Source organism: Laceyella sacchari, assembly GCF_004343255.1.
GTDB classification, from domain to species: Bacteria; Bacillota; Bacilli; order Thermoactinomycetales; family Thermoactinomycetaceae; genus Laceyella; species Laceyella sacchari.
Genome location: NZ_SMDD01000001.1, coordinates 1,310,107 through 1,335,032 on the forward strand (window position 1 = coordinate 1,310,107; position 24,926 = coordinate 1,335,032).

Below are 24,926 nucleotides of genomic sequence, written 5' to 3' on the forward strand. Positions count from 1 at the left end.
GGAGTAAAACTAAGATTACGTAGTACAATAACTGTTAAACTATCATCTACAAATCAAAGACTGTCACCGCAGAAGCCATTAATATCTCCATAATGGCTTATACAACTCTGCTTTTTACCACCAATCCCAATCTGTTGAGTGGCCCATCCGTAACCATAATTTTGCTGATAAGGAGAAATACATGGAGCAAAGAGATTCGTCTGAAATAAATACCGGATGAATTAATATGTTTACCATTGAGGAAGCCAGGAAGGTAACGATCGATAGTATCCTGTACGGAAAGAGCTCCCTGTTCTTGCAATTGCAAAATGGCAGTTGCTGTAAACCCTTTTAGTGATTGAGCCGATTCGATATTTTGTTTGCGGAGTATTAGGAACATTATTTTCCACATTTGCCAAGCCATATCCCTGGCATATTAAAACTTCACCCTCATTCCCTTTCCAGACATACGCCATCACAAGACTCTCATCACCCTAAATTTAAAACTAAGGTTGGAAGGGAAGCGAAAGAGTTAAAAATAGACGAAAAATAGTAATTATTTGTATTGTTTCTATTTTACTTCATTATAATTTATGATATATTCATAATATAATTAAATTTATGAAAAGGAGGCCTGAGGATGAATTTAAAACGTGTTAGTCTCTGTCTATTGGCATTGGCTTGCGCTTTAATCATTCCATTCACAACCGCCTCTGCCAGCGAAGTGGGCCAAAAGGGTTTGGTCGTTCCCAAGTCAACTGTGTTGAGTGGAAACGGAGCATCCACTTATGGACCTGGGGAATGGGATTATGTGGGATCTTCCACCTTCACCTATTCCAGCGCATACGCGTATTCTGGTGGAGGGGACTTTATGGTTTGCCTCGCATCTGGCCCATCCACCACATATTATTTATATGAATATGATCCAAACAACGCAGATGAATTTGTGGGATATGTATACTTAAGTGCCGGTCAATGTGGTGTTTTCCGCGGTATTGGCGGTTATGTGGATGGAGACAACAAAAAGGCTGAATTTTATGTCGAAAAGGACGTCGGTGGAACCGCAACAGTCGATTTCTGGGATTGATTAAATAAAATAAAGGGAAGAGAGAAAGGTTCTCTCTTCCCCTTTATTTTGAAGATTTCTTAAGATTAAATTCCAGAAACACAGGTCACGGCAGATTGTATAGCGCGGGTCTTATTCTGCCTTATATTACTGAACGATAAACTTTACACGTGTTCCGTCTGGATACGGCTCCAATTGATTTCCTACCCATGCACCAGCGCCACGGTTATCCGAAGGGGAAATGTAGCGCACATCAGCTCCAGCACCGCCCTCAAGACACATGGCCATTGGCCATTCATCGCGATCATATCCACTCTTTGGAGGATATGGAGCTAAAGATTCTTTTCTTCTTTCATCCGCTCCATCACGATCAATGGTACAGATAGAAGAATGTCCTGCGGCAATCGCATCACGAATGTGATCTCCTGTTTCAGGGTATCGACTGAAAGGAAAGTACAAGACTACATCATAGGAAGTGGCAGCCATAACAGGTACTGCCGATGTGATAATAAAAGAACAAACAACCATAAGAGCAAAGAGCGCACCGTAAACTTTTTTCATGATGTAACCTCCCAAGATGTGATAAACGACGCACACCCTGAAATTTCTTCATATAGACAACGAATCCTTTTGAAAATAATTTAATTTATTGTAAATAAGAAATAAAATCATTTATTAAAAACAAAAAACGCCTGAATGGCGTTCTATAAGTTGAAAGAAGGTAAAGTAACATCCTATTGACTTGGGAGAGGAACTGACCGCATAAGCGTTACAAATATATGAGTCATTTAAAAGGGGAAAAAGCCTGAAATCAGTGACATGAAACATGAAGACTTGATGCAGGAATTTGATGAAGTGCCTGACGTGAAAGAGTTCGCGAATTTCTTAACCGGTGAAGAGGTTGTACATCTCCCTGTTCTTGCAATTGCAAAATGGCAGATGCTACAAACCCTTTAGTGATTGAGCGTTGCACGAACACCGGTATGGATCTGTTTGCTATTCATTATCCCTTTTGATTTCTTGAATAAATGCATTTTTGTTTGTATGGCAAACTTGTTTATATATTAGTACACGTACGATAGGCACTCTATGGCCAAAACCAAAAGTGACGCAGAATACTACCTACGTCACTACTTGTAGATGGAGATTCATCATCCGCTGACTGGGAAAACTGTTGGTCGTCATAAGAAAAAACAAGGAACATTAAGGATTAGATAGTTAAAGAATAAAAAAGACTATCTCACAAAAGGAGATAGTCTTTTTCATCGTTTCTCTGTCACGTGTCATCATTGCTTATCTCCACCATTTATCTTGTGGTAACAGAATACAGTGTATATCAAAGTGCTTCTCTAACCAGTTTTTCATTTGTGTTTTCTTGACTAAAAACTCAGATGCCGCGTGGGAGACACCGATCAACGACATCGAAGTTTGATTAACGTATTCCATCATCTGTTGATATCTCTGCCGACCATAATCATTATCGATATGACAATGAACTTCTCCAGTGATATATGCTTGGGCTCCTTTTTCCTCTGCTTCTTTCATAGCACTGACTTTATCTCCACATCCAGCCACAATGGCAATCCGATTGATTTTACTCAAGTGCCTTCCCTCAAAATCCACATAAGGAATATCGAAGATCTGTAATGACTTGCGAATGAGTGCCTCTGTGTTTGTCTCGGGTATTTCACAAATCAAGCCACATTCTTCGAAAAATGAATCAACCACCGTTGCATGGAAGGCTTCTGCGATTGATATACTTGTTCCTACCTTTTTATTAACATCCATGGGCATATGACAAGTATAGATGGATAATTTCTTTTCACGAACAGCGTCGATAAAATGCTCCTTAATAGGAACAAATCCTTTTCCCCATGCCCCCCTTGGATCTCCACATTCCATAAACAGTGGATGATGCATAAACAGCAAATCCCCTTCTTGAGATTGATCCAGGAACTTGGTTAAGACATCATCGGTTGGAAACACGGCCAAAAATACATTGCTAACTTCTTCAGCACCTTCTAGCATCAAGCCATTAAATTGTTGTGTGAATTTATGATGAAATACATTTCTCCAATCAAATCCAATCGGATCATAAACCATGGGAATAAATCGACTAAACGCAGGATCACTACCAAAGCGGTCTAGTTGAAACAGTTCATCAAGCTTCTTCTCTAACATTGACAAATTTATCATTTCCCTCTCTCCCCTCTGTCCGTTTGCATGGCACAGGACAAATAAATAGATCTGACTTATCCAATAAGAAATACTATTTTGATATCCTACCATAAACATTTACTGGTTGGCATATGTTTGTGCTACAAACTTGTTTGATTATTATTCATGCTTAGTTATCATCTTTCTCTTTCTCTTTCTCTTTCAATTGATGAGTCAACTTAAGATACAATACTCACCTTTTGGTAAGTACCTGTAATAAAAGTGCATACTTACATATCTATAGTCATCATCTTATACTCAAATTGAAATATCCTTGAAGGAGGAACCACTGATGAAAACACTGGTTATTGTCTCTCACCCAAACATAGAAACATCGGTCATTAATAAGCGGTGGGTAGAAGAGCTAAGTAAATATCCAGAAAAATATACAATTCACAACTTGACCAAAGTTTACCCTGATGGGAACATCGACGTGCAAAAAGAACAAAAGTTGGTTGAGTCACATGGCAATCTTATTTTACAATTCCCAATCTATTGGTTTAATTGCCCTCCTCTCCTGAAAAAGTGGTTAGACGATGTTTTAACTTATGGATGGGCCTATGGCTCAAATGGAGATAAATTCAAAAATCGTAAGGTTGCTTTAGGTGTGACAGCAGGGATTAAAAAAGAGGATTACAGCAAAAATGGACGATATCAGTATACACTTGATGAAGTGTTGGTTCCATTTGAAATGACTTTTAAGTATTGCAATGCAGATTACCGCTCGTTTTTTGCGTTTTATGGCGAAGAACACAAGCCGTCTGCAAGCGAAGTATCAAAAAGCGCCCAGGAATATGTGAATTTTATCGACCAGATCTAACACGCAAAAAGGAAGTATCACCTGGTTATGGGGATACTTCTTTTTATTTAAACAACTCGCCATACCTACCGTTCTCTGGTTTCGGCCTTTGGCAATCTGTTTTTTTCTCCCCACTCACACATCATATTTAACAAGGGAATCAGCGAACGGCCTCGTTCAGACAAGGAATATTCAACTCTTGGGGGGATTTGGGGAAATTCTTTGCGAATGATCAGGCCGTCTGCCTCCAACTCTTTTAACATCACACTTAACGTCTTAAAGGAAATGTTGCCAATACTCCGCTTCAGCTCATTGTGACGCATCACCTTATTCTCAGACAGCCAATATAAAATAATCATTTTATATTTGCCGCCGATTAAGGACAATGTATATCCAAAGCCCGTATCTGTCGGCTCCACTCCAGTCGGAACACAGGTTTTGCGCATGATCTACACTCTCCTTCAAGTATTTCAAATCTCCCACTGCGGATTCCAGACCACTTCCCACAGATGCCCATCAGGATCTTGAAAGTAACCTGCGTACCCGCCCCAAAAGGTATCATGCGCTGGGGTTGTAATGGTCGCACCCGCTTGTTTTGCCTGATCCATTACTTGATCCACTTCTTCTTTGCTTCCCACATTATGTCCAAGGGTAAACTCAACCGGGCTGGACGCAGTCAGTGGAACGTTTGCATCATGAGCAATATTTTTGCGCTGCCAAATCGCAAGCTTCAACCCTGATTGCAAGTCAAAAAATGCCACTGCGCCGTGCTCATGTTCTGCCCCGATGATGCCTTCTGTGGAAAATCCCAACCCATCACGATAAAATGCCAATGACTTTTCCAAATCATCCACGCCTAGGGTAATTACTGTGATACGTGGCTTCAACACACATCATTCCTTTGTCGATGAATTTGATTCAAGACCCGTTATAAATCCAGTTAATTAACGTCGTGTCAAAAGTAGTGGGCTCTTCATACATGGGGTAGTGCCCGCTTTGTTCGAAAACGACTTTCTTCACATTCGCAAACCCTTCGTCAACAGGATCCCACAACGAGACAGGACCCACCAGATAATCAAATCTACCCAGACCGACAAATACAGGTTTGTCAAATGCTGCCAACGCATCAATCATATTCAGCCGCGCAAAAGCTTCCCCCCATAAATGGTCGATGATCGGCATGTTTGTGCGCACCCCTTCCCACATGGAAGTTGCATCAATGGTGTAATCGAAAAAACTGTGGGCGCCCATGCGGATGCACATGTGAGCGAACCGTCTCTCCGGCTCTTTTTCAATATCGCCCGCTAATAATGCGATGTCTTCTTCAAACTTTCTTTTTCTGTCCGGACTTGCCGTTTCCTCAAAGAAAGCCATGCTTTGCGCTTGCCGTTCAGGGCTGTTGGTAGGAGCTGAATTGAGCAAAACCACCTTCCGCACATTGGACGGGTATTTTTTGGCGTATTCCAACGCGAGAAAGGCATGCCCTGAATGGCCAAGGATGACAACATCTTCAATCTGAAGTGTTTCTCTCATCTTCTCTATATCATCCAAAATGCGCTCCAATCTATAATCCTCCGGCTTGAAAGATTGTGAAGTCGACTTGGCAAATCCCTTGTGGTCAATGAATATGAGCTTCAACGCTTGCTTTATCTTTTTTGAAAACAATCGCGGATAATAAATCTTGCTACCGACAACCAATACCGGCACCCCTTCTCCCTCAATTTGGTATGCCAGTTCAAACCCGTCAATTGATATAACGCCTTGACACCCCATATCAGCAGTCTCCTTCCTTGTTTGTTTCTTCGGTTGCATATCTGATATCGAGCTTGCTTACATGCTCATTCTACTACACTCACTAGTGAAAAATAAGTGATGGTGAAACGGACCATCAATCAGATTTAGCTCGCCGTTGCAAAATAACAGACGTTATTATATTATGTTTATGTATAAAACAAACGATAAGGAGTTTCGTTTATAAATGAAAGATATATCCGACTTGTTCTGGGACGCGTCCGTCGCCGAATTAAAACAAGGCTATGTGTACGATCAGGACGCTGGCATCTATCGTTGCTTAATCTGCGGCCAATCTTTTGAAAAAGGGATCATTTATTCTGACGGCGATACTTTCTTTGAAGCCGAACGATACACCCAGCATCACATCCATAAACAACACGGCTCTATGTTTACCTATTTGTTGGGCTTGGACAAAAAATTAACGGGACTGACTGATCTGCAAAAAAAAATGCTGGACTATTTTTTCCAGGGCTTGACCGACAAAGAGATCGTTCAAGAACTTGGTGGCGGTAGCACCTCCACCATCCGGCACCACCGCTTTACCTTACGCGAAAAAATGAAGCAGGCCAAGGTATTCCTCGCTCTGATGGAACTAACAGAAGAACATGCCGCCAAACCAACAAAGTGGATCAATCCCCCGCGTCAAGCCAAAATAGTGGATCAGCGTTTTGATATCACTGAAGCGGAACAGCGCCAAATCTTGGAGAAATATTTCCCTGAGGGTCTAGAAGGACCGTTGGCCGAATTTCCCAAGAAAGAAAAGCGGAAAGTGGCCATCCTCAAACATCTCATCACCAGGTTTCAAGCAAACCGCAAATACAGCGAACTGGAAGTGAACCGCATTTTGGAACACATCTATCCGGATTACGTCACATTGCGGCGCTATCTGATTGAGTATGGTTTTATGGACAGAACGCCAGATGGTAGTCAATATTGGATTCTTTGAAGAAAAGGAGTGATAGGGATGGATAAGCAACAGCGCAAACAACTCATTCAAAACTACAAGCAAACTCATCGTCCCATGGGGATTTATCAACTCAAAAACCAAATCAACGGAAAAATGTTGATCGGCAGCAGCATGAATCTGGATGCAGCCTTCAATCGGGAAACATTTATGTTGTCGATGAACAGCCATATAAACCGTGAATTGCAAGAGGATTGGAACCAATACGGAAAGGACGCTTTCACTTTTGACATACTGGAACGAATCAAACCGCGTGAAGAAATCATCACCCACCCCGATGAATTGGAGAAATATCAAACTGAATTGAAAGAGATGGAAGAAAAATGGTTGCAAAAGTTGCAACCGTATGGAGACCGAGGATATAACAAATTGAAAAAAGCCAAAAATGCGCGCTAGGCAGAACGCACATTAAGCACTTTGTGGACAATGGGAATCAGCAAAGTTCTCATCCTGTATTGATCAGACACGCCTTAGTTTCTGTAATTTGTTTGGAGAGCAAACCAGTTTACAAAACAAAAAAAGCACCGCTCTGGTAAACATTAGAGCGGTGCTGTTCATTAAAAAAGTAATCACAATATTTCAATATACCCTTCCGTTCCATGCACTCGAATACGTTGCCCGTCTTTTATCCGCTTGGTGGCATTTTCAACACCCACAACGGCTGGCAAGCCATATTCACGCGCGATGACGGCTCCATGAGTCATCAATCCCCCCACTTCGGTAACTAATCCTTTGATGTTTACAAACAATGGTGTCCAGCTAGGATCGGTGTATGCTGTGACCAAGATATCTCCATCTTCCAGATCTGCCTCTTCCATCTTTAAAATGACCCGTGCTCTGCCCTCTATTACTCCAGAAGAAACCGGCAGGCCGACAATTGCATGCGGTGGGATGTTTTCTCGTTGGTATTTACCGGCAATGATCTCTCCGTCAGACGTAATAACGCGCGGGGGAGTAAGTTTTTCAAATCGTTTGTGCTCTTCTTTTCGCTTGTTGATGATCTGATCATCCAGTTTGTTTGTCGCGACAACTTCGCGAAGTTCTTCAAACGTGAGATAGAAGATATCTTCTTTTTCTCGAATGACGTTGGCTTGTACAAGCTGTTCGGCTTCCTTCATCAACGCTTGCTTGTAAACGAAAAAGCGATTAATCATGCTGTATTTTGGATATTCTCGATAACCGATGAAATCCCGAATCAGTCTGATCACTTGTTTTGTTTGTTTAGCTTTATGCTCCCCATCTGGCAGTTGCTTCAACCGCTCTAATAACTCTCGTTCCTTATTCAACGCTTCCTGCCGTCCTTGCTCAAATTTTCGCGCACTGGCATTGGGTTCAAAATTTTTGATGTTACTGAGAATCATCGGGATGAGTGACGTTGGTTTTTCACTCCAACGAGGTTTGGTAATATCGATTTCACCTGTACAGCGCATGCCGTATTTGTCAAGATAAGCAAGGATCGCCTCCTTCGCTTCCTGCCCACCGTCAAACTTCGTCAGTTCATCCAAAAAATTTTCATCTTGTGTATGTTGCAAATAATGAACCACTTCCGGATAAGGGCGAATTACATCGGCGACATCCAGTAACGCCAACCCCATCTCCGAAGTAATGTTATTGGGTACCGATAAAGTCAGCGTATCTGCCGCGTTTTTCTCACCTAACCATTCCTGCATTTTTTTATTGATCCAAAAGGAAGCGTTCATAGCAACCATAATCACATCTAAGCTTTGTGAATCAGATAACATCTTCTTTAGTCGCAGGCAATCTTCCAGAATAAAATCAAACAAATCCAACCCTGATTTCGTTTGGATGTTTTGTTTTAACTCTGCCAACGATGCTTCACTCTGCTTAATCAAATCACGAACGATGGTCGGGTCTTTATGGAGGTTTTTCTCCAAAAATCCCCAAGACATCCCTTCATTGATTTTACTGATATGTTGGACTCCTTCACCCTTGGGTCGCGATTTAATAAAGCCTTCTCGCTCCACGATGGTGATGAGCGCATCTTTGATGAGCGGATCGGATTGTTCAATGGCATTGAATAACATTTCTCTGCTGTCAGGTGAAGCCAGCAAATGCGTAACATCGACAAACAACCTTCCTCCCGCTTTCTTCATGGGCTGAAACGATGTTAACTGAAATATCGACAGGCCCAATGGTTTCATGGGGTCCGTCATCATCTGTTGATGGCCGACCGAAATATAGACGCGATTTTCTTGATCATCCGCTTCCGGGATGGGGTATAAAGTCGTAATTGGCCGGCTCTGGACAATATAAAATGTGTCATCAACCAAACACCATTCGATATCTTGTGGGCAACCAAAGTACGTCTCAATCTGTTTACCAATGCGTGCCAATTGTAAGATTTTTTGGTCCGTAAGGGTTTGCGAATTTTGTTGATCAGGATCGATGGGCTGCGTCTCGGTTCCACCTTCTTTTTGTCCATAGATAGCCCATTTTTTGGTTGCTATCATCTTATCGACGATGTTATCTTCTTGCACTTTATAGCAATCCGCTGTTACCAAGCCCGAGACAATGGCCTCACCCAAGCCAAAACTGGCATCAATCGATACCACCTTTCGGTTTGAATGAATGGGATCGGCAGTAAATAAAACGCCTGAAGCCTGTGGGAATACCATCCGTTGAATAATTACAGAAAGATGTACCTGGCTGTGATCAAATCCGTTTTGCATGCGGTAAATCACGGCGCGATCAGTATAGAGGGAAGACCAACACTTTCTGATGTGTTGCAATATTGCATCTTTGCCAATGATATTTAAATAGGTGTCTTGCTGACCGGCAAAAGAGGCATGTGGTAAATCTTCAGCAGTTGCACTGGAACGCACTGCATAGGCATGTTCATCGCCAAGCCGGGTAAGAACATGAGAAACATCTTTCACAACATCGGAAGGAATCTCCACTTCCATTATCACTTTTCGAATCTTCTTGCACAATTCACCGATTTGATCTCGGTCATCTGTGTTTAGCTTTGTTAGTTGATGCACCAATGCACGGAAGGCTTCATTGTGCTTGAGTGCCTGATGATAAGCTTCTGTTGTAACACAAAATCCTTCTGGCACGTGTATGCCATCCATCTTCGATAATTCCCCTAAATTCAATCCTTTGCCCCCGACGCGCAAAAGCTGCGTATGATCAATCTCCTGCAAGCTGACAACATAAGCACTCATTTCTACTCTCCCCTTCTTTTAAACACTGCCAATCGCCACTTTAAAGCAATGCTCCATAGCGTTGATTACAATATTTTACGTATAAATTCTAGAACTTTGCTCTAAGAATAAACAGCCTATATCTTATCCCATTTATCCTTTATAATTAAAATGGGAGAGACAAACTCCATTTTACAAAGAAATCTTACGCATATGAAAAGAGCCCTGATAATGCCGATCAAAGGGCTCTTTTTATGTGAATCTTTGTTACTTGGCAAATCCATACCTCACACCCTGCGGCAGACGCAGGAACACTCCTCTATCGCTTCCTTCTCTGCACATCTTTGTCCAAGCTCGTTGGAAGTATGAACTTCCGCTTGTTTGATCAAACTACTTCAGATGATTCCTCTTAACGACAAGGAGTGATTTTTATGAACATCAAAGATGTGCAAAACGAATTAAACCAACTGCGAAACCAATTTTCCAATGAAGTGAACGCACTAAAAGAGCAACTGTCCCAACTACAACAATCCATGGATCGCCTAAACCAAACCCAGTCATTACATCAGCCCGCATCAGTGCAAGAGCAAATGTCTCAACAAATCATGTCGCGCACAACACAACCGAATCACGAAGCTCACCAATATACTGGCCGATAACACAACTGGCCGATTGACGCGAACTCAAGGAGGTCACCCTTGATGAAACCTGATATAGATCCTGAAATCGTCTTTGACGGAAAAAGGACACCATCCGGCTCAATCAACACCAGGCTGTCCTCTTCCGCCCGGGAAAACGCCCTTACTCAAGATGAACTTACCAAATTTGGCGAACTCACTCCCAGGGACACCCTCGAAAAGAAACAAAACTGAATATGGCCTCAGTGTAAACAAGCCGATGGTTTCCAACCATCGGCTTGTTTTGTTATCAAGACACCTCAGCCAAATGAAGTCGCCTCACAACGCGCCAGCACCGCCATATGCCAAGCGGCCTTTTTCAAATATGCCACTGTCAATGTCTAATCAGATATTTTTTATAATTATTTAGTTAAAATTGTTATTCTTTTTTAAAAGTAAATTATATAATGTTTTTATAAAAGATTCATTCACTGAAGGAGCGTGCTACCCATGGCCAAACGGAATTTCTTGATCGCTACAACGACAGCGATCGCTTTGACGCTGTCCATCCCGATCGCATTTGCCGAACCGGGAACCAACTCTGACCAATCACAAGTAAAAACGCTTGATGCCAAGTCCATAGCGGATCAGTACCTGAAGCAGAACGCTGATAAATACCAATTGCCATCAGATCTTTCCGGCCTTAAATACGTGACGACCATTGATACCCCTGCAGGCTCCTACGTTCGCTATCAACAAGAGATCCAAGGTGCACCCGTCTTCACCAAACAGGTAACGGTTACCATCGACCGTACAGGCACACCCCTGCTCGCTGTCTCGGACTATGTCCCGTACAGTTCGATTGAACAAATGAAAAGGAAAATCTCCCAGTCTGAAGCGGAAGCAAAAGCGCTCAGTTATATAGGTGGAAACGACACTGGCAAATGGACGCCGGCATCGCGCCAATTTGGCTATGTGATTCAAAACGGCACAGCCATCCCGTCTTACCGCATTGTCGTGAAAACAAAGACGCCTCAGGATGAATGGGATACGTACATTCACGCCGGTAGCGGGAAATTGCTCAAGAAGAAAAACCGAGTGCAAAACGCTACTGGTACCGGTACCGTCTTTAACCCCAATCCGGTGGAAACCAAAGGAACCGCCTCTGGTTTGAGCGACAATCAGGACAAGGATTCTGCAGCACTGACAAGCCAACTGAAATCGGTCATCCTACAGGGGCTGGACGGCTCAGGTTATCTCAGAGGACAGTACGTCACCATTTCGTCAAAAGCGAAAACATATTCCGCAACGAATACGTTCAACTATACTCGCGCAAATGACAGTTTTGAGGATGTCATGGCCTATTATCATATCGACAGTTTGCAACGCTACATTCAAAGTCTCGGCTTCAATAACATCAACAATCGTGCGATCAAAGTCAATGTAAACGGCACAACGGCAGATAACTCTTACTATTCTCCGGCCACCAAATCATTAACTTTTGGCACCGGCGGTGTGGATGATGCAGAAGATGCCGGAATCATCGCGCATGAGTACGGTCATGCGATCCAAGACAATCAAGTGCCTGACTGGGGTCAATCGGCTGAAGGTGGAGCGATGGGCGAAGGGTTCGGCGATTTCCTGGGAGCCACTTATGAAGACGCCATGACTGGCAATGACTCATTCGGGAAAGCTTGCATTGGTGAATGGGATGCTGTCTCATATTCCTCCACCAACCCACCTTGCTTGCGCCGCTTAGACACAAACAAAGTATATCCGCGCGATTGGGCTGGTGAAGTGCATGATGACGGCGAAATCTGGTCCCAAGGCGAATATGATATGGCGAAAGCATTTGGACGGGATGTAGCCACAAAACTAATCCTTCAATCCCATTGGTCCCTGACACCGAACGCAACCTTTGCCGATGGCGCCAAGGCAATTAAGCAAGCGGACGTCATGCTCTACAATGGTGCGCACGCCACCCAAATCGATGCGATCTGGGCCGCACGAGGCATTCCCACTGACTAAAAAAACAAAAAAACAGCCGGGAAACCAACGTTTCCTGGCTGTTTTTCATTATCACCCATTCAAATGAGATCTTTTTCTGGAATACAAGAAATAAATAGACAATCCAATGGTCAACCAGATGAGAAACGCGTACCAAGTGGTTGCAGACAAATTCGTCATCAAAAAAATGCAAACTGCCATCGACAACAGTGGAACAAAGGGGACAGCAGGAGTGCGAAACTTGCGCGGCAAATCAGGTTGCGTTTTACGAAGAACAATTACCCCTAGTGAGATCAGGACAAAGGCAGTCAATGTCCCAATATTGATCATCTCCGCCAAACGATCCAGTGGCACGATGCCCCCGAGTAAAGCGGCCACACTACCAATGATCCACGTAGCCCGATACGGCGTTTGGAACTTTGGATGGACCTTGGAGAAAACGGAGGGCAAGAGGCCGTCCCTTGACATAGCGAAAGCGATTCGAGTTTGTCCAAACAGCATAACCAGCATAACGGTAAGCATTCCCACAATCGCTCCCAAATCGATAAAACCAGCAACCCAGTCTTGCCCCGCATACTGCAACGCAAGTGAAACCGGATGAGCAACCCCTTCAAACTCAGCAAAAGGAACAATCCCCGTCATGATCCCGGAAACAACAATATACAAAAGAATGCAGATGAAAAGCGAATACATGATCCCCCGCGGCAAATCTTTTGCCGGATTTTTGGTTTCCTCGGCAGCGGCAACAACGGCGTCAAACCCCAAAAATGCGGTAAATGTGATTGCGGCCGCAGAGAAAACTCCCTCCAAACCAAAAGGCATAAAATTATGCCAATTATCTGGTTTGACATAACCGATGCCCACAATCACAAACAAGATCACGACAGCTGTTTTAATCAACACCATGATATTATTCACACGCGCTGACTCTTTTACTCCTCTGGCTACAAAAAAAGTGATCACGATGACAACGGCAAAAGCAGGCAAGTTAAACCATGTCTCCACCCCTGGCACAGCTCCATGAGCCGCCGTCAAAGCTGTCGGCAAGGAGATGCCTAAGCCTTGCAATAAACTTTGTAAATATCCCGACCATCCCGCAGAAACAAGGCTGACTGCAAGAAGATATTCCAGAATCAAATCCCATCCAATAATCCAGGCGATCAATTCTCCCAATGTCGCATAAGCAAATGTATACACAGACCCCGAGACGGGCACCAAGGTGGCAAACTCAGCATAGCACAAGGCTGTTAAAGCACATGCCAAACCCGAAATGAGAAATGAAATCATGATTCCTGGACCGGCCGTCACCGCCCCTGTGCCTGTAAGCACAAAAATTCCCGTGCCAATGATGGCTCCCAACCCCAGCAATGTCAGATCCCATGTACCCAAGGTTCTTTTTAATGCTGTGCCTGTCTGGGCTTGTTGCATCATGGCAGAGATACTTTTCTTTCTAAACAAATCCATAAACCAACCTCCTACACCAGCGAAAACATCACAATTGTAAGTCAATTTCACAAAAAACCTTAACTATTTCATCCTTAGATCATAAAGGTATTATCTTCGTAAAACTTGATACAATATGTATGAAATAAGATGAATATTTTTGGATAAAAAGATCAAATCAAGCCATATTACAAAATTCATCCATAACAGAGCAATAAAAAAAGACGCCAAGCGTCTTCTACATTTTCTACTCCTTGCGGGAGCTGACGAACAGAAATCCCTGCGAACATCTCAGTTTGCTCGCAGGGCTGAAAGCTTGTGTTCCGTTCCAGTGCGTCAGAGCTCGTCCTTTATCCCGGCAAGAAAAATCCATTTTCCTGCAATGATGTTTTGGTCAAGCGCAGATAATCCAGGGATTGTTGCAGGTCTTGTTCAATTTCCACTGCCTTTTGGCTTCCATTTAAAAGATTGATCACCGCAATTTTTTCAGGAAAAGATAACATTCCCCGATGGCAAAAGACAGAAATGATATGCTTAAATGCGTCCAATACATACGGATTGTCTGAAACAACATATTTTTTGATGTTCAGCGAATCAGGGGTCCAATGAACCACATGCAAGTTTAATTGCAAATTCAGATCCAACTCCTTGATAAACGCATGCAACTCTTCAAATAAAAACACAGGCGGGTCCGCACGATGATCGTTGAGCAAATATTGCATCAAATGATCAGTCGTTTTCAACAACACTTCATGGTAATGATACTCCGATTCAAACAGCTTGGCGTCAACTCTCCAATATCGGCCGATCAATTCAAGAATGCGGATGCCCGAACGTCTTTCAACGGGCAAGCGGTAATAGGCCTGAATCACTTGGTTTACTGTGTTTTGAACAGCCCGTATCCATTCGTGATGCATCACATTGCCGCATCTGTCACAACAGAGCCAACCATACATCATATCCTCATCAGACAACACGTTCCCATCTCTCATACCCATTTCTTTCACCTCATTATTTGCCGGGCAGCCGCAGGAAGTTGACTATACTGGAGACATAACCTTCCTCACCGCGACTGGTTATCGTTGCCATCATTATACCATTGTTGATAACGATTATCAATATCATTTTAACCCTCGCTATTTCTGAAAAAAAGAGCGGATGATCTCCGCTCTTTTTCATATCACACATGTCTTGAAAGCAACCTGTTCCGAAAGGCAGTCTTAGCCTAAGTCCCCGTCTGGTTATCAACAGTTACAAGCCGGTACAGATCTTCGCTTGTTAACTTCTTAATCTTGATATGCATGTCAGAAGGACTGACGCTAAACCATTCGCTGCGTCTGTTCCCACACCTCCTTATTACAATTCTCTAAAATAGTGAATTCATACCCTATGATTCGTCCAAGCTCTTTTCTATCAACATGCATATGAATATATAGAAAGTTGATAGAAATCACTTTCAAATCCGCCTGTAAAGGAGGGGATTTTGATGAGTAAACGCATTAAAAAATGGGTTAGAAAAAACACAAACTGGAATTCAAACTGGAACAAAAATATTAACAAGAACACCATTTATATCGGAATTGGTGGCAAGAAAAAGAAAAGAAAAAAAAGACGTCGCTAAGACCATTAAATAGAGTTGTAAGCCAAACACCCTACTAAGGTAGGGTGTTTGGCATTTCTTAACCAATACATTAACCTCTCTCACTATGATACAAAAGGGGGGATGTGAATGTCAGAAAACATCTTAAGAATGGCCGAATACGAAGAAGGCCCCACAGATTGCACAGTATTTTATTTTCCGGAGGGAGCCCAAGCGGCGATTGATCTGCAAGGAATTGTTCCCGCAACGATCACTGCAAGCCATGGAGGATGTCTGCTCTACCCAATTTACGAGCATTCACGCGGATCGATTAAAATCTACTTCTTCGATAAATTCAATTACTTCTCCATTGGGACTATAAACTAAAGCATTTTTCACCACAAGCGGAGGTTCGCCCAGGTACAGTTGCTCTGGGTGAATACACACTTTTGCACCATAAACAAGCGCTTTTTGATACATTTCCTCTACATCTTCTACATATAAAGCCAAATGTAATAACGCCCCATAAGCAACCTCATCTTCCGACTCAGCTTTTCTTCCTTGAGCAGGGATGACTGCCTCATGATCAAATACTTCAATGCAAGTTCTTCGGTCAGGAGAACCAAGCATAGCTGCTTCTCTGATCTGGAAAGAAGGAAGTGTCCAACGATGGCCGATGTTAAATCCTGGGGCTTGAGTATAAAATTTCGATGGTTTCTGTATAATCTCTCGCTTGAATGCAATATGGGCCCGTCCTTTTACGCTCATATATAATCACTCCTGTGCTAAGTTGTTCTTTTTCTATGATAGGGATATGAACTGGCGTAATACATATAAAAGATAACGATATTATATATAATGCTTATGAAATATAAGTTTATTTATAATGGTAAGTTTACTTTACAAAAGTGATCAGGAGGCATCAGGCATGAAAGGACAAATTGATGAAACAGATAAAAAGATCATATCTGGTTATCATGCTGCATTGAATATGCATAATTTAAACAGAGGCACAACCTCTTTCATGCTCGTAAAAACAGAACATTGTCTCGCTTTTATCGACTTTTGTAAAGAGACTGAAGCTGTAACCGATTTATTTCGCATCAGTGGAGAATTTAATTATTTAGTGAAGATACAAACGGCAACCGCAGAAGAAATTGCAGAATTTCAAGATGCAATTGCAAAACTGGGACATACCAAGTCGCTTATTTGTTTAAAAAATATATTTGAAAACAGAGTTGTCCTGTAAAGCATGTCTGATGTGATTGGTAACGACCATTTGTTTCGCACGTACAAAGGTCTATCATTACTGCCAACCAAAAAAACAGTTTGCATTTATTGATAGTGAGTGGAATCTGAAGGGCTTATAACTCTTTTTCCACCATTCAACCAGTTCCGAATAGTGCAGAACTGCCGACAGCCTCTTCCTTTGAAAAGTTTGACAGTGAGCAACGTCTGAGTATCATGTTCGTGCCTCTTGCTTATTTCGCCCTTTTGCATCCACCTATCCGAAAAGCAGTGAATAGCTTGCTATTGATAAACAACTGGCATATAATTATAATAATTATCAAATGATAATTATTATAAAAAGGAGGGCGAACATCATTAAATCCCATGATTATCATCATCTCAATCACGTCAAACAGCAGCCAACATCTAAAACCGCCTTATGGATCACCCTGTGCTTGACATTGTTTTTCACCATTGTCGAAATCGTCGGCGGATTGCTGTCAAACTCTCTCGCTCTCTTGTCGGATTCGGCACATATGATTTCGGATGTGATCGCGTTGGGATTAAGTTTGACCGCTGTCTACCTGGCTGCACGCAAACCGGATCACAAATACACTTTTGGCTTCCTTCGCTTTGAAATCATCGCTTCTTTTTTGAATGGATTGGCGCTCGCCGCCATATCGGTTGGCATTTTCATCGAGGGCATCCTTCGCATGATCCGGCCCCAAGCAATCAACCTGCGGCTGATGTTGGGGGTCGCTATCGTGGGCTTACTGGTAAATTTGGTGTTGACAGTCGTATTAATGCGCCAATCCAAGAAAGAAGAAAATTTGAATATTAAAAGTGCCTTATGGCATTTTTTCGGCGACTTGCTCAGCTCAGTCGGCATCATTGTTTCCTCTCTGCTTATCATCATAACTGGATACACCCTGTTTGATCCGTTGGTTAGCATGATGATCGGTGGTATCATCTTCTATGGCGGAGCAAAGATAATTCGAGAATCTTATCTGATCCTGATGGAATCGGTTCCCACCACATTCGACCTTGAGGCCATTCGCAACGACATCCAGTCGGCACCGGGGGTGGTTGATGTCCACGAAATGCACTTATGGGCGATATCCACTGACCACTACTCGCTGTCAGCGCATGTGTTTGTTCACGAAGATGCGGATCCCCTGCGTACCATTCAGACCATCAATCATCTCCTCAGGGAGACGTACGGCATCGAACATTCGACGATTCAAGCGGAACATCCTGCCATTCATGATCATGGCGAATATGGGAAACAATTTTTGGCCTCACACTGATCGGGAGAATAATCAACACCCAGACTAATAACGGTCTGGGTGTTTTAATGAACGCCTGCATGATGGAAAGGAAACCTCTGGCGGATAATTGGGGGTCAAGCATTTCATTAGCAATATGCATAAAATTACAGATCCCGCAACCCGTCATTTGACAATGATCTCAACTTCTTCACACCCGTCATATACCATTATGAAAATAAATTGCCGTAAATAACCTTATCTTTGTTGAAATGGCATGATTATGTGGTGCAAACAGGTAAATATTCACACCATGATGCAAATTGCCATATTTAAATGTTATAATAAATTTGATATTGACAATACAATGAACTATGCCATTTTCCCAACACGAAATATGAAACAATGATGAAAGGTGTGAATTTATGAAGAAACTCTCACTGACAACCAAAATTTTAATCGGTATTATTCTCGGTCTTATCGTCGGTGTCATCTTGAACTTATTTTTGCCCGAACTATTCAAAACATTAAACAATTATTTGTTTGACCCGATCAGCGTCTTGTTTATTAAAGCGATTAAAATGGTTGTAGTCCCCTTGGTTTTCTTCTCCTTGGTGGCAGGGGCTGCAGGCATTGCCGATCCCAAGAAACTGGGACGGATCGGCATAAAGACCATCGTTCTTTACATTCTCACCACTGCGGTTGCGATCACCATCGCCTTGGTATTGGCCAACTTCATTGAACCCGGTGTGGGTACCAGCATTGAGAAGCCGGCTGAAAAGCCGAAAATTGAAGCAGCTCCAAGCATGAAAGACACTCTGTTGAACATCATTCCTGAAAACCCGGTGTCGGCGATGGCCAATGCCGACATGTTGCAAATTATTTTCTTCGCGTTGCTGTTTGGTATCGGTATGGCCTTGTTGGGAAACAAAGTGGACCAAGTGCGGCAGTTTATCGAGCAAGGCAATGAGATCATGCTGAAATTGGTAACCATTATCATGGCTTGTGCACCATATGCCGCTTTTGCGTTAATGGCGCGGGCGGTCGGGCAAGCCGGCATCGACTTGATCGGCTCGATGGCGTGGTACATGATCACCTTGATCTTGGCATTGATCGTTCACATGGGAATCACTTACAGTGCGTTGCTAAGCTTGTTCGCCAAATACAACCCAATACAGTTCTTTAAGAAAATGGGGCGGGCAATGGAGGTAGCTTTCACCACCAGCAGCAGTGCAGCCACGTTGCCAGTCACCATGGAAGTGGCTGAGAAAGACTTTAACGTTCCCAAGTCAATCAGTAGCTTCGTTTTGCCACTGGGAGCCACCATTAATATGGATGGTACCGCTATCATGCAAGGGGTGGCTGCGCTGTTCATCGCGCAATTGTATGGCATCCCGCTAGGGTTGGAAGAGCAATTGGTCATCATCCTGACAGCCACATTGGCTTCCATCGGTACAGCTGCCGTTCCCGGAGCCGGTTTGATCATGCTGACCATGGTGTTGCAATCGGTCGGCCTGCCGGTGGAGGGCATCGCGATTGTGTTGGGGGTAGACCGCTTGCTCGATATGAGCCGGACGGCAACCAACATCACTGGAGACGTGTGTGTAGCGGTCGTTGTCGCCAAAGGAGAAAAAGACAAAGAAGAGCAAGTAGCATAACCATCTACAAAAAAGCCTCCTTTCGTAAGCGGAAAGGAGGCTCCTTGTTTTGTTCCGCACACAGGTGTCAACCTACGTCATCCATTCCACGCGTTGCAACACCCGGTGCTTCATCAGGGCCAAAATAAAGTCCACATAATAATCTTGGCGCACAATCACCCGATATTCATGATTGGGGTATGCGTAAAACAGCACATCCGTATGCACATCATTATCCTCAAACAGCTCTTGCACCCGCTTGATCGCTTCCATGATCGCTCCATCCAAGCAACGGATGTCAAATTCAACATCGTTTCCATTCGCTTTTTCCTGCATGTTCAACTTCAGCTTGTCATATTCGTATCGCAGCATGAGCTCTCTCCTTTACACCAAATAACGGAAATAGACATAGACGCTGGCCAAGACGATAGACAACAACATCAGGGGAAAACCGACCTTCAGGTACTTGATGAAAGTGATTGGATGCCCTTCTTTGCCTGACATGCCGGCAACAATCAGATTCGCACTCGCCCCAATCAACGTACCATTGCCACCAAGGCAGGCACCCAGCGCCAAACTCCACCACAACGGCTCCAAATTGCTGACCCCCATTTGCCCCATCTCTTGAATCATGGGAATCATCGTGGCCACAAACGGAATGTTGTCAAGAAAAGCGGACGCGAACGCGCTGAGCCACAGGATCAACATCGACGTTACCACCACATCGCCCTTCGTCAGTTCAATCGCTTGCTCCGCCAATTGGGCGATGACTCCTGTTTCAATCAAGCCCGACACGAGGACAAACAAACCGACAAAAAAGAAAATCGTCATCCATTCCACTTTTGTGAACGCTTCTTCCATTGTGTGCTCACCCGTCAACAGCAACAACAGGAAGGCGCCGCCGAGAGCAACGGTGGCCGACTCCAGATGTAACAACTGGTGCGTGAAAAAGCCCAGAATCGTCAGCCCCAAAACAATCAAACATTTGCGGAGTAGCTTATGATCGGTAATAACTGCTTTTTCATCCAGTTTCATAATGCTTTCTTTCAGTTCGGGCGTGGTTTGAATCTGCTTCCGATATATTAACACAAAAATCGGTACATAGACGGCCATGATGATTATAGTAATCGGAGTTAAGTTCTCGATAAAGGCCATGAACGTCAATTCTTTCACCGCGCTGCCGATCATAATGTTGGGCGGATCACCGATCAGTGTCGCCGTCCCTCCCACATTGGAAGCGATAATCTGGGTGATCAAAAACGGGACCGGGGGCACTCGCAACTGACGGGTAATGCTAAACGTGACAGGCACCATAAGGAGCACGGTGGTAACATTGTCCAAAAAGGCCGATCCCAGGGCCGTGATCAGTGTCAACGAAATTAATATCCGAACAGGGTCCCCTTTGGCCCGCTTAGCCGCCACCACTGATATATACTTGAATAATCCCGTCTCAGCAGTGATGCTGACTATGATCATCATGCCGATGAGCAACCCCAACGTATTGAAATCGATGTGATGGATGGCAGTTTCTTGATCGATAATTCCCAACGCCACCATCAGTCCTCCGCCAATCATGGCAACAATGGTGCGATGAATTTTCTCAGAAATAATTAAGGCATAAATCACCAAAAAAATGCCTATGGCCAAAATAGCTTGTTGTTCCATATCGTACCTCCTCAATTCTTATTTATTTATATCCACATAAAATGTGTATATAAATAACTGTGATCAGCGATGCTTTATCGCTTTACAATACAAAAGCAGACATGACAAAAGGAGACCGCCAAGTGGCAGTCTCCTCCTAAATCATGTTCCGTATATTCATTTTTATACCATTATATAAAAACACTCGGGAATTGTAAAGGAATCGACAAGCCCAACGAAAATTTGCGATTACGCCCGTGGTACACCCTCATTTTATGGAATATCAAACACTGTTTTATCCATGCAATAAATATCCAATGTCAGTCCATTGTCGATAAAAATATTTGGCTGTCCAGATAAGACGGCCTGGCCGGTAATCTCGGCAAGCATGGAACGCATATAGTTGTGATATTCCCTCTCTTTCATTTCCTGCAAGATTGGATCGATCCGTCTCCCACGAATAGACATGCGTGGAGAAACCTCCTTCATGATTGAAGCATTCCCGGCAATAATGAAAATCTTATCTTGGTGCACAATCGCTTCCACATCTTTGCGCACGGCCCCAAATAACTGACGTTGTCCTTCACTGTACGCATCACAAATCATTTTCTGGATTGCTGGCTGATTACTTATTTGCATCTTCCCTACCCCTTTCTTACGTTCAGCTTCTGGCCGTGGGAATGGAAAAGACAAAAGGAGCCCATCGGTGACAGGCTCCTCCTAAAAATCCAGATTTAATCTTTTCAGTAATACTATGCACCGAAAACATCCACTTCATACATCCGTCGTTCACAATTCAGCATTTTTGGCAGATGTCTCCAGTTGATCCGTATATTTAACTTTTACAGCCGCAGAACGCTCTTGCTGGAATGACTTCATCAGTGAAACAATCACTCCGAACAAAATGAAAATGAAAGGGAAAGAGGCAATAATGGAAGTTGTCTGCAACGCCTCCAATCCACCTGAATAAAGCAACACCGCGGCCGACGAGGAAATGATAAAGCCCCAGATATACTTAACGCGATTTGGTGGATTTAAAGACCCGTTTGTTGTCTGCATTCCTAACACAAACGTGGCTGAATCGGCCGAAGTGATGAAAAAGGTGGCGATCAACAAGACGGCCAACACTGTCATCACCAGTCCAAGCGGATATTGTTGTAACACGTCAAACAACACCACTTCCGTACCTTTGTCATTCATCGTCTCAAATAAGGGAAGCCCTTGGTTGATGTCCAGATGTAAGCCCGCTCCGCCAAAAACGGCGAACCAAATAGCGCAAAAAGTGGTCGGTACCAGAAGAACGCCGATAATAAACTCCCTTACCGTTCTCCCTTTGGAAACACGGGCGATAAATGTGCCGACAAACGGAGCCCAAGCAATCCACCACGCCCAATAAAAAACGGTCCAATTCTGAACCCAATCATTCGCTTCGGGTTGGAACGGAGCCATGTAAAAGCTCATCGCGGGAAGGTTCTGCAGATACCCGCCGATGGTGCTGATCAGCAAATTCATAAGAAACTTTGTAGGCCCGGCGAATAAAAGGAACAACAGCAACAACAAGGCCAACAAGATATTGAGATTGCTCAAATATTGAATGCCTTTGCTCAAACCTGTAACCGCAGACAACAAAAACAAACACGTCACCACAACGATGATAATCAGTTGGGTGGTGAAATTATTATCAATGGAAGTAAGATATGAAATCCCCCCACCGATTTGGGCGGCACCAAAGCCCAATGACGTCGCGACGCCAAACACGGTGGCAAAAACGGCAATCACATCGATCACTTTGCCGATCGGGCCGTTCACCTTTTCTTTCAACAAGGGATAAAAAATGTGACTGATAAGTCCGGGGGTTTTTTTTCGGAAATTAAAGTAAGCCAACGCCAAGGCCAACACACTATAAGTTCCCCAAGGGTGAAGACCCCAATGGAAGAAAGAGTAACGCATAGCCATTCGTGCAGCTTCTGGCGTTTGTCCTTCACCTACAGGCGGTATGTGATAATGGGAAAGCGGTTCAGCCACTCCCCAAAACACAAGCCCGATTCCCATACCGGCGCTAAACAGCATGGCAAACCAGCTGATTCGACTGTACTCAGGCTGATCATCGTCTTTGCCCAGCTTGATTTTGCCATACGGGCTAAAAACCAAATAGAGGGAAAAAATGAGGAATCCAGTGGCGGAAAAGAGGTAAAACCATCCAAACCGATCTTGGAGAAACGTTTGGATCATAGAGGTAACACTGGCAAGACTTTTGGGTGCTACCACACCCCATGCAATAAACAGAACAGACAATACGATGGAAATGAAAAACACATTGGCAATTTTTTTCTTCATGATTCTCCCTTTCTAAATGGAATAATCTGTCTGCCGAATCCGGCTTACTTAACCAATGTAACACACATTGGACAAGATTGCATGTCCGCCTGAGCAAAACCCGGGAGCTGACGCCCTCCTAGTCGACTTTAAATAATTGAACTACAAGAAAAAGAAAAGCCAACCGTTTACTAACGGATGGCCGGAAGAAAACATATTTTTCACTATGCTCCATCTCAAGAATCAAATGTTCCCATTACAACTCGAAAGCCTCTAATCCCCGAATAGGGGTAGTTGAGATTCCCGTACTCATGATAAGCCCATTGTTTCAACTTTTCCACAGAATTCTCCAATGCTTCATCACTTATTCCAAAAGTTGATGATCCGGCTCTTGTCGCAAAGTGCTCAATTTTTTGTAAGAACGTTTCGTGCACCGGCCAGGTAGATAAAGTCAGAATCCGACTCTTCCCTCCAATTTCCTCGAGGTACTTAGCAATCTCATGATCATCCGTTACTCCAAATGGTCGGTTAGGGCGTTCATTTTGTTCAAAAATGAATTTTTCCCATTGTCTCCTTACCTTTACTGTTGGCGGAGCGACCACCCAATATTCTTCTCCATGCAAAAAAACACCATTCTCCTTCAACACTCGCTTTGCTTCCTGAAGTACACCTTTCCAATTGGAGATATGTCGTAAAACTTTTGTTCCCCATACCATATCGAAACGTGAATTTTCAAACGGGAGATGGGTTGCATCCGCTTGAAATACTTCGACCTGGTTTATATGATCTATGTTGGCAATTTTATCTTTGAATTTGGACAACATATTATTAGAAATGTCGATTCCCGTATACGCGTATCCTTTTTTTATGAAGGGAATTGCCATTCTTCCCGTACCGACACCAACTTCGCATATTTTTGCTTCCTTTGAGTCAAGCTGACCCAATGCTTCGATTAATTTGAAAATGTTTTCGTAAACGAATTCTGGATATTGCCGTGTTTCGTCATATAAGTGCGCGATCGAATCAAAATTGTTTGATTTCATTCCAATCACTCCTTTTCGCTATTTTGGGTTTATTAATAAACAGTGTTGAAGTCCAGCGTTCATCTGCATAATAATTTAATGCATCTTCCTCCAACTCCACATTCCCCCAGGCATTCCCTACCGTATCAGCGGTCACCGCAACATAATGTTTAAGCAGATCCA

At 43.4% G+C, this 24,926-nt stretch carries 25 protein-coding genes and 1 pseudogene; 11 read left to right on the forward strand and 15 right to left on the reverse strand.

Annotated features, from left to right (window positions below; translation table 11 throughout):
- Positions 1-223: 223 nt before the first annotated feature.
- Positions 224-422: pseudogene (locus tag EDC32_RS16845) on the reverse strand (serine hydrolase domain-containing protein); the annotation flags it as partial.
- Positions 423-619: 197 nt separating this feature from the next.
- Here EDC32_RS16845 and EDC32_RS06335 point away from each other — a divergent pair.
- On the forward strand, positions 620-1,066 hold the full coding sequence (locus EDC32_RS06335; protein ID WP_132220582.1) for a hypothetical protein: 447 nt from the start codon (positions 620-622) through the stop codon (positions 1,064-1,066).
- A 126-nt stretch (positions 1,067-1,192) separates the two neighbouring features.
- Here the strand turns inward: EDC32_RS06335 and EDC32_RS06340 are convergent, their stop codons facing one another.
- Positions 1,193-1,573 carry a NucA/NucB deoxyribonuclease domain-containing protein gene (locus EDC32_RS06340; RefSeq protein ID WP_281275214.1) on the reverse strand — a complete coding sequence of 127 codons (381 nt, stop codon included), beginning with the start codon at positions 1,571-1,573 and terminating at the stop codon, positions 1,193-1,195.
- A gap of 765 nt (positions 1,574-2,338) precedes the next feature.
- Positions 2,339-3,241, reverse strand: coding sequence for a Nif3-like dinuclear metal center hexameric protein (locus EDC32_RS06345; RefSeq protein ID WP_132220586.1), 903 nt, complete (start codon positions 3,239-3,241; stop codon positions 2,339-2,341).
- A 313-nt stretch (positions 3,242-3,554) separates the two neighbouring features.
- Here EDC32_RS06345 and EDC32_RS06350 point away from each other — a divergent pair, with 313 nt between their 5' ends.
- Complete coding sequence (locus EDC32_RS06350) at positions 3,555-4,082, forward strand: NAD(P)H-dependent oxidoreductase (RefSeq protein ID WP_132220588.1); 528 nt, start codon at positions 3,555-3,557, stop codon at positions 4,080-4,082.
- Positions 4,083-4,147: 65 nt separating this feature from the next.
- On the opposite strand, the gene EDC32_RS06355 is transcribed toward EDC32_RS06350, so the two are convergent.
- The 3 genes from EDC32_RS06355 to EDC32_RS06365 are packed head-to-tail and all read right to left on the reverse strand — an operon-like array spanning position 4,148 to position 5,834.
- On the reverse strand, positions 4,148-4,507 hold the full coding sequence (locus EDC32_RS06355; protein ID WP_022738174.1) for a winged helix-turn-helix transcriptional regulator: 360 nt from the start codon (positions 4,505-4,507) through the stop codon (positions 4,148-4,150).
- 24 nt (positions 4,508-4,531) lie between these two features.
- A complete protein-coding gene (locus EDC32_RS06360) occupies positions 4,532-4,948 on the reverse strand; it encodes a VOC family protein (RefSeq protein ID WP_132220590.1) in 417 nt (138 codons plus the stop codon).
- A gap of 31 nt (positions 4,949-4,979) precedes the next feature.
- The gene (locus EDC32_RS06365) at positions 4,980-5,834 is read right to left on the reverse strand and encodes an alpha/beta fold hydrolase (protein WP_132220592.1); all 855 of its coding nucleotides are present in this window, start codon (positions 5,832-5,834) and stop codon (positions 4,980-4,982) included.
- Positions 5,835-6,039: 205 nt separating this feature from the next.
- Here EDC32_RS06365 and EDC32_RS06370 point away from each other — a divergent pair, with 205 nt between their 5' ends.
- Entirely contained in the window at positions 6,040-6,801 is a 762-nt protein-coding gene (locus tag EDC32_RS06370; RefSeq protein ID WP_132220594.1) for a DUF2087 domain-containing protein, read from the forward strand.
- 18 nt (positions 6,802-6,819) lie between these two features.
- The gene (locus EDC32_RS06375) at positions 6,820-7,215 is read left to right on the forward strand and encodes a GIY-YIG nuclease family protein (protein ID WP_132220596.1); all 396 of its coding nucleotides are present in this window, start codon (positions 6,820-6,822) and stop codon (positions 7,213-7,215) included.
- 173 nt (positions 7,216-7,388) lie between these two features.
- On the opposite strand, the gene ppsA is transcribed toward EDC32_RS06375, so the two are convergent.
- A complete protein-coding gene (gene ppsA / locus EDC32_RS06380; RefSeq protein WP_132220598.1) occupies positions 7,389-10,004 on the reverse strand; it encodes a phosphoenolpyruvate synthase in 2,616 nt (871 codons plus the stop codon).
- Between the two features lie 410 nt (positions 10,005-10,414).
- On the opposite strand from ppsA, the gene EDC32_RS06385 reads away from it, so the two are divergent.
- The 3 genes from EDC32_RS06385 (at position 10,415) to EDC32_RS06390 (ending at position 12,628) form a co-directional block, all read left to right on the forward strand.
- Entirely contained in the window at positions 10,415-10,642 is a 228-nt protein-coding gene (locus tag EDC32_RS06385) for a hypothetical protein (protein ID WP_132220600.1), read from the forward strand.
- A 39-nt stretch (positions 10,643-10,681) separates the two neighbouring features.
- Positions 10,682-10,855 (forward strand): hypothetical protein, encoded by a 174-nt coding sequence (locus EDC32_RS16315; protein ID WP_158283254.1) that lies wholly within the window; start codon positions 10,682-10,684, stop codon positions 10,853-10,855.
- A 255-nt stretch (positions 10,856-11,110) separates the two neighbouring features.
- The gene (locus EDC32_RS06390; protein ID WP_132220602.1) at positions 11,111-12,628 is read left to right on the forward strand and encodes a M36 family metallopeptidase; all 1,518 of its coding nucleotides are present in this window, start codon (positions 11,111-11,113) and stop codon (positions 12,626-12,628) included.
- A gap of 51 nt (positions 12,629-12,679) precedes the next feature.
- Here the strand turns inward: EDC32_RS06390 and bcaP are convergent, their stop codons facing one another.
- Positions 12,680-14,071: a branched-chain amino acid transporter BcaP gene (gene bcaP / locus EDC32_RS06395; RefSeq protein WP_132220604.1), complete on the reverse strand. Its 1,392-nt coding sequence runs from the start codon at positions 14,069-14,071 to the stop codon at positions 12,680-12,682.
- A gap of 329 nt (positions 14,072-14,400) precedes the next feature.
- Positions 14,401-15,048, reverse strand: coding sequence for a hypothetical protein (locus tag EDC32_RS06400; protein WP_132220606.1), 648 nt, complete (start codon positions 15,046-15,048; stop codon positions 14,401-14,403).
- Positions 15,049-15,536: 488 nt separating this feature from the next.
- Here EDC32_RS06400 and EDC32_RS16710 point away from each other — a divergent pair, with 488 nt between their 5' ends.
- Positions 15,537-15,671, forward strand: a complete 135-nt coding sequence (locus EDC32_RS16710; RefSeq protein ID WP_259435481.1) for a hypothetical protein — start codon at positions 15,537-15,539, stop codon at positions 15,669-15,671.
- A gap of 276 nt (positions 15,672-15,947) precedes the next feature.
- On the opposite strand, the gene EDC32_RS06405 is transcribed toward EDC32_RS16710, so the two are convergent.
- Positions 15,948-16,397, reverse strand: coding sequence for a VOC family protein (locus tag EDC32_RS06405; RefSeq protein WP_132220608.1), 450 nt, complete (start codon positions 16,395-16,397; stop codon positions 15,948-15,950).
- A 160-nt stretch (positions 16,398-16,557) separates the two neighbouring features.
- On the opposite strand from EDC32_RS06405, the gene EDC32_RS06410 reads away from it, so the two are divergent.
- The 3 genes from EDC32_RS06410 (at position 16,558) to EDC32_RS06420 (ending at position 19,782) form a co-directional block, all read left to right on the forward strand.
- Positions 16,558-16,878: an Lrp/AsnC family transcriptional regulator gene (locus EDC32_RS06410; protein ID WP_246026860.1), complete on the forward strand. Its 321-nt coding sequence runs from the start codon at positions 16,558-16,560 to the stop codon at positions 16,876-16,878.
- 355 nt (positions 16,879-17,233) lie between these two features.
- On the forward strand, positions 17,234-18,166 hold the full coding sequence (locus EDC32_RS06415) for a cation diffusion facilitator family transporter (protein ID WP_211341905.1): 933 nt from the start codon (positions 17,234-17,236) through the stop codon (positions 18,164-18,166).
- Between the two features lie 383 nt (positions 18,167-18,549).
- On the forward strand, positions 18,550-19,782 hold the full coding sequence (locus EDC32_RS06420; protein WP_132220614.1) for a dicarboxylate/amino acid:cation symporter: 1,233 nt from the start codon (positions 18,550-18,552) through the stop codon (positions 19,780-19,782).
- Positions 19,783-19,854: 72 nt separating this feature from the next.
- Here the strand turns inward: EDC32_RS06420 and EDC32_RS06425 are convergent, their stop codons facing one another.
- From EDC32_RS06425 to EDC32_RS06445, 5 genes are all read right to left on the reverse strand, one after another.
- The gene (locus tag EDC32_RS06425; RefSeq protein ID WP_132220616.1) at positions 19,855-20,133 is read right to left on the reverse strand and encodes a hypothetical protein; all 279 of its coding nucleotides are present in this window, start codon (positions 20,131-20,133) and stop codon (positions 19,855-19,857) included.
- A 12-nt stretch (positions 20,134-20,145) separates the two neighbouring features.
- Positions 20,146-21,426 carry an ArsB/NhaD family transporter gene (locus EDC32_RS06430; protein WP_132220618.1) on the reverse strand — a complete coding sequence of 427 codons (1,281 nt, stop codon included), beginning with the start codon at positions 21,424-21,426 and terminating at the stop codon, positions 20,146-20,148.
- A gap of 252 nt (positions 21,427-21,678) precedes the next feature.
- Positions 21,679-22,044, reverse strand: coding sequence for a hypothetical protein (locus tag EDC32_RS06435; RefSeq protein WP_132220620.1), 366 nt, complete (start codon positions 22,042-22,044; stop codon positions 21,679-21,681).
- A 150-nt stretch (positions 22,045-22,194) separates the two neighbouring features.
- Positions 22,195-23,742: a glycine betaine uptake BCCT transporter gene (locus EDC32_RS06440; RefSeq protein WP_132220622.1), complete on the reverse strand. Its 1,548-nt coding sequence runs from the start codon at positions 23,740-23,742 to the stop codon at positions 22,195-22,197.
- Positions 23,743-23,957: 215 nt separating this feature from the next.
- The gene (locus EDC32_RS06445) at positions 23,958-24,764 is read right to left on the reverse strand and encodes a class I SAM-dependent methyltransferase (RefSeq protein WP_022737714.1); all 807 of its coding nucleotides are present in this window, start codon (positions 24,762-24,764) and stop codon (positions 23,958-23,960) included.
- Positions 24,765-24,926: the final 162 nt, after the last annotated feature.

Excerpts from the sequence above, each read along its gene's own strand:
- ppsA (WP_132220598.1), bottom strand. The coding sequence starts at position 10,004 with ATGAGTGCTTATGTTGTCAGCTTGCAGGAGATTGATCATACGCAGCTT.
- EDC32_RS06390 (WP_132220602.1), top strand. The coding sequence starts at position 11,111 with ATGGCCAAACGGAATTTCTTGATCGCTACAACGACAGCGATCGCTTTG.
- EDC32_RS06350 (WP_132220588.1), top strand. The coding sequence starts at position 3,555 with ATGAAAACACTGGTTATTGTCTCTCACCCAAACATAGAAACATCGGTC.
- EDC32_RS06370 (WP_132220594.1), top strand. The coding sequence starts at position 6,040 with ATGAAAGATATATCCGACTTGTTCTGGGACGCGTCCGTCGCCGAATTA.
- EDC32_RS06340 (WP_281275214.1), bottom strand. The coding sequence starts at position 1,573 with ATGGTTGTTTGTTCTTTTATTATCACATCGGCAGTACCTGTTATGGCT.
- bcaP (WP_132220604.1), bottom strand. The coding sequence starts at position 14,071 with ATGGATTTGTTTAGAAAGAAAAGTATCTCTGCCATGATGCAACAAGCC.
- EDC32_RS06435 (WP_132220620.1), bottom strand. The coding sequence starts at position 22,044 with ATGCAAATAAGTAATCAGCCAGCAATCCAGAAAATGATTTGTGATGCG.
- EDC32_RS06440 (WP_132220622.1), bottom strand. The coding sequence starts at position 23,742 with ATGAAGAAAAAAATTGCCAATGTGTTTTTCATTTCCATCGTATTGTCT.
- EDC32_RS06425 (WP_132220616.1), bottom strand. The coding sequence starts at position 20,133 with ATGCTGCGATACGAATATGACAAGCTGAAGTTGAACATGCAGGAAAAA.
- EDC32_RS06335 (WP_132220582.1), top strand. The coding sequence starts at position 620 with ATGAATTTAAAACGTGTTAGTCTCTGTCTATTGGCATTGGCTTGCGCT.
- EDC32_RS06355 (WP_022738174.1), bottom strand. The coding sequence starts at position 4,507 with ATGCGCAAAACCTGTGTTCCGACTGGAGTGGAGCCGACAGATACGGGC.
- EDC32_RS06420 (WP_132220614.1), top strand. The coding sequence starts at position 18,550 with ATGAAGAAACTCTCACTGACAACCAAAATTTTAATCGGTATTATTCTC.
- EDC32_RS06445 (WP_022737714.1), bottom strand. The coding sequence starts at position 24,764 with ATGAAATCAAACAATTTTGATTCGATCGCGCACTTATATGACGAAACA.
- EDC32_RS06405 (WP_132220608.1), bottom strand. The coding sequence starts at position 16,397 with ATGAGCGTAAAAGGACGGGCCCATATTGCATTCAAGCGAGAGATTATA.
- EDC32_RS06410 (WP_246026860.1), top strand. The coding sequence starts at position 16,558 with ATGAAAGGACAAATTGATGAAACAGATAAAAAGATCATATCTGGTTAT.
- EDC32_RS06400 (WP_132220606.1), bottom strand. The coding sequence starts at position 15,048 with ATGGGTATGAGAGATGGGAACGTGTTGTCTGATGAGGATATGATGTAT.
- EDC32_RS16710 (WP_259435481.1), top strand. The coding sequence starts at position 15,537 with ATGAGTAAACGCATTAAAAAATGGGTTAGAAAAAACACAAACTGGAAT.
- EDC32_RS06385 (WP_132220600.1), top strand. The coding sequence starts at position 10,415 with ATGAACATCAAAGATGTGCAAAACGAATTAAACCAACTGCGAAACCAA.
- EDC32_RS06375 (WP_132220596.1), top strand. The coding sequence starts at position 6,820 with ATGGATAAGCAACAGCGCAAACAACTCATTCAAAACTACAAGCAAACT.
- EDC32_RS06345 (WP_132220586.1), bottom strand. The coding sequence starts at position 3,241 with ATGATAAATTTGTCAATGTTAGAGAAGAAGCTTGATGAACTGTTTCAA.
- EDC32_RS06430 (WP_132220618.1), bottom strand. The coding sequence starts at position 21,426 with ATGGAACAACAAGCTATTTTGGCCATAGGCATTTTTTTGGTGATTTAT.
- EDC32_RS06365 (WP_132220592.1), bottom strand. The coding sequence starts at position 5,834 with ATGGGGTGTCAAGGCGTTATATCAATTGACGGGTTTGAACTGGCATAC.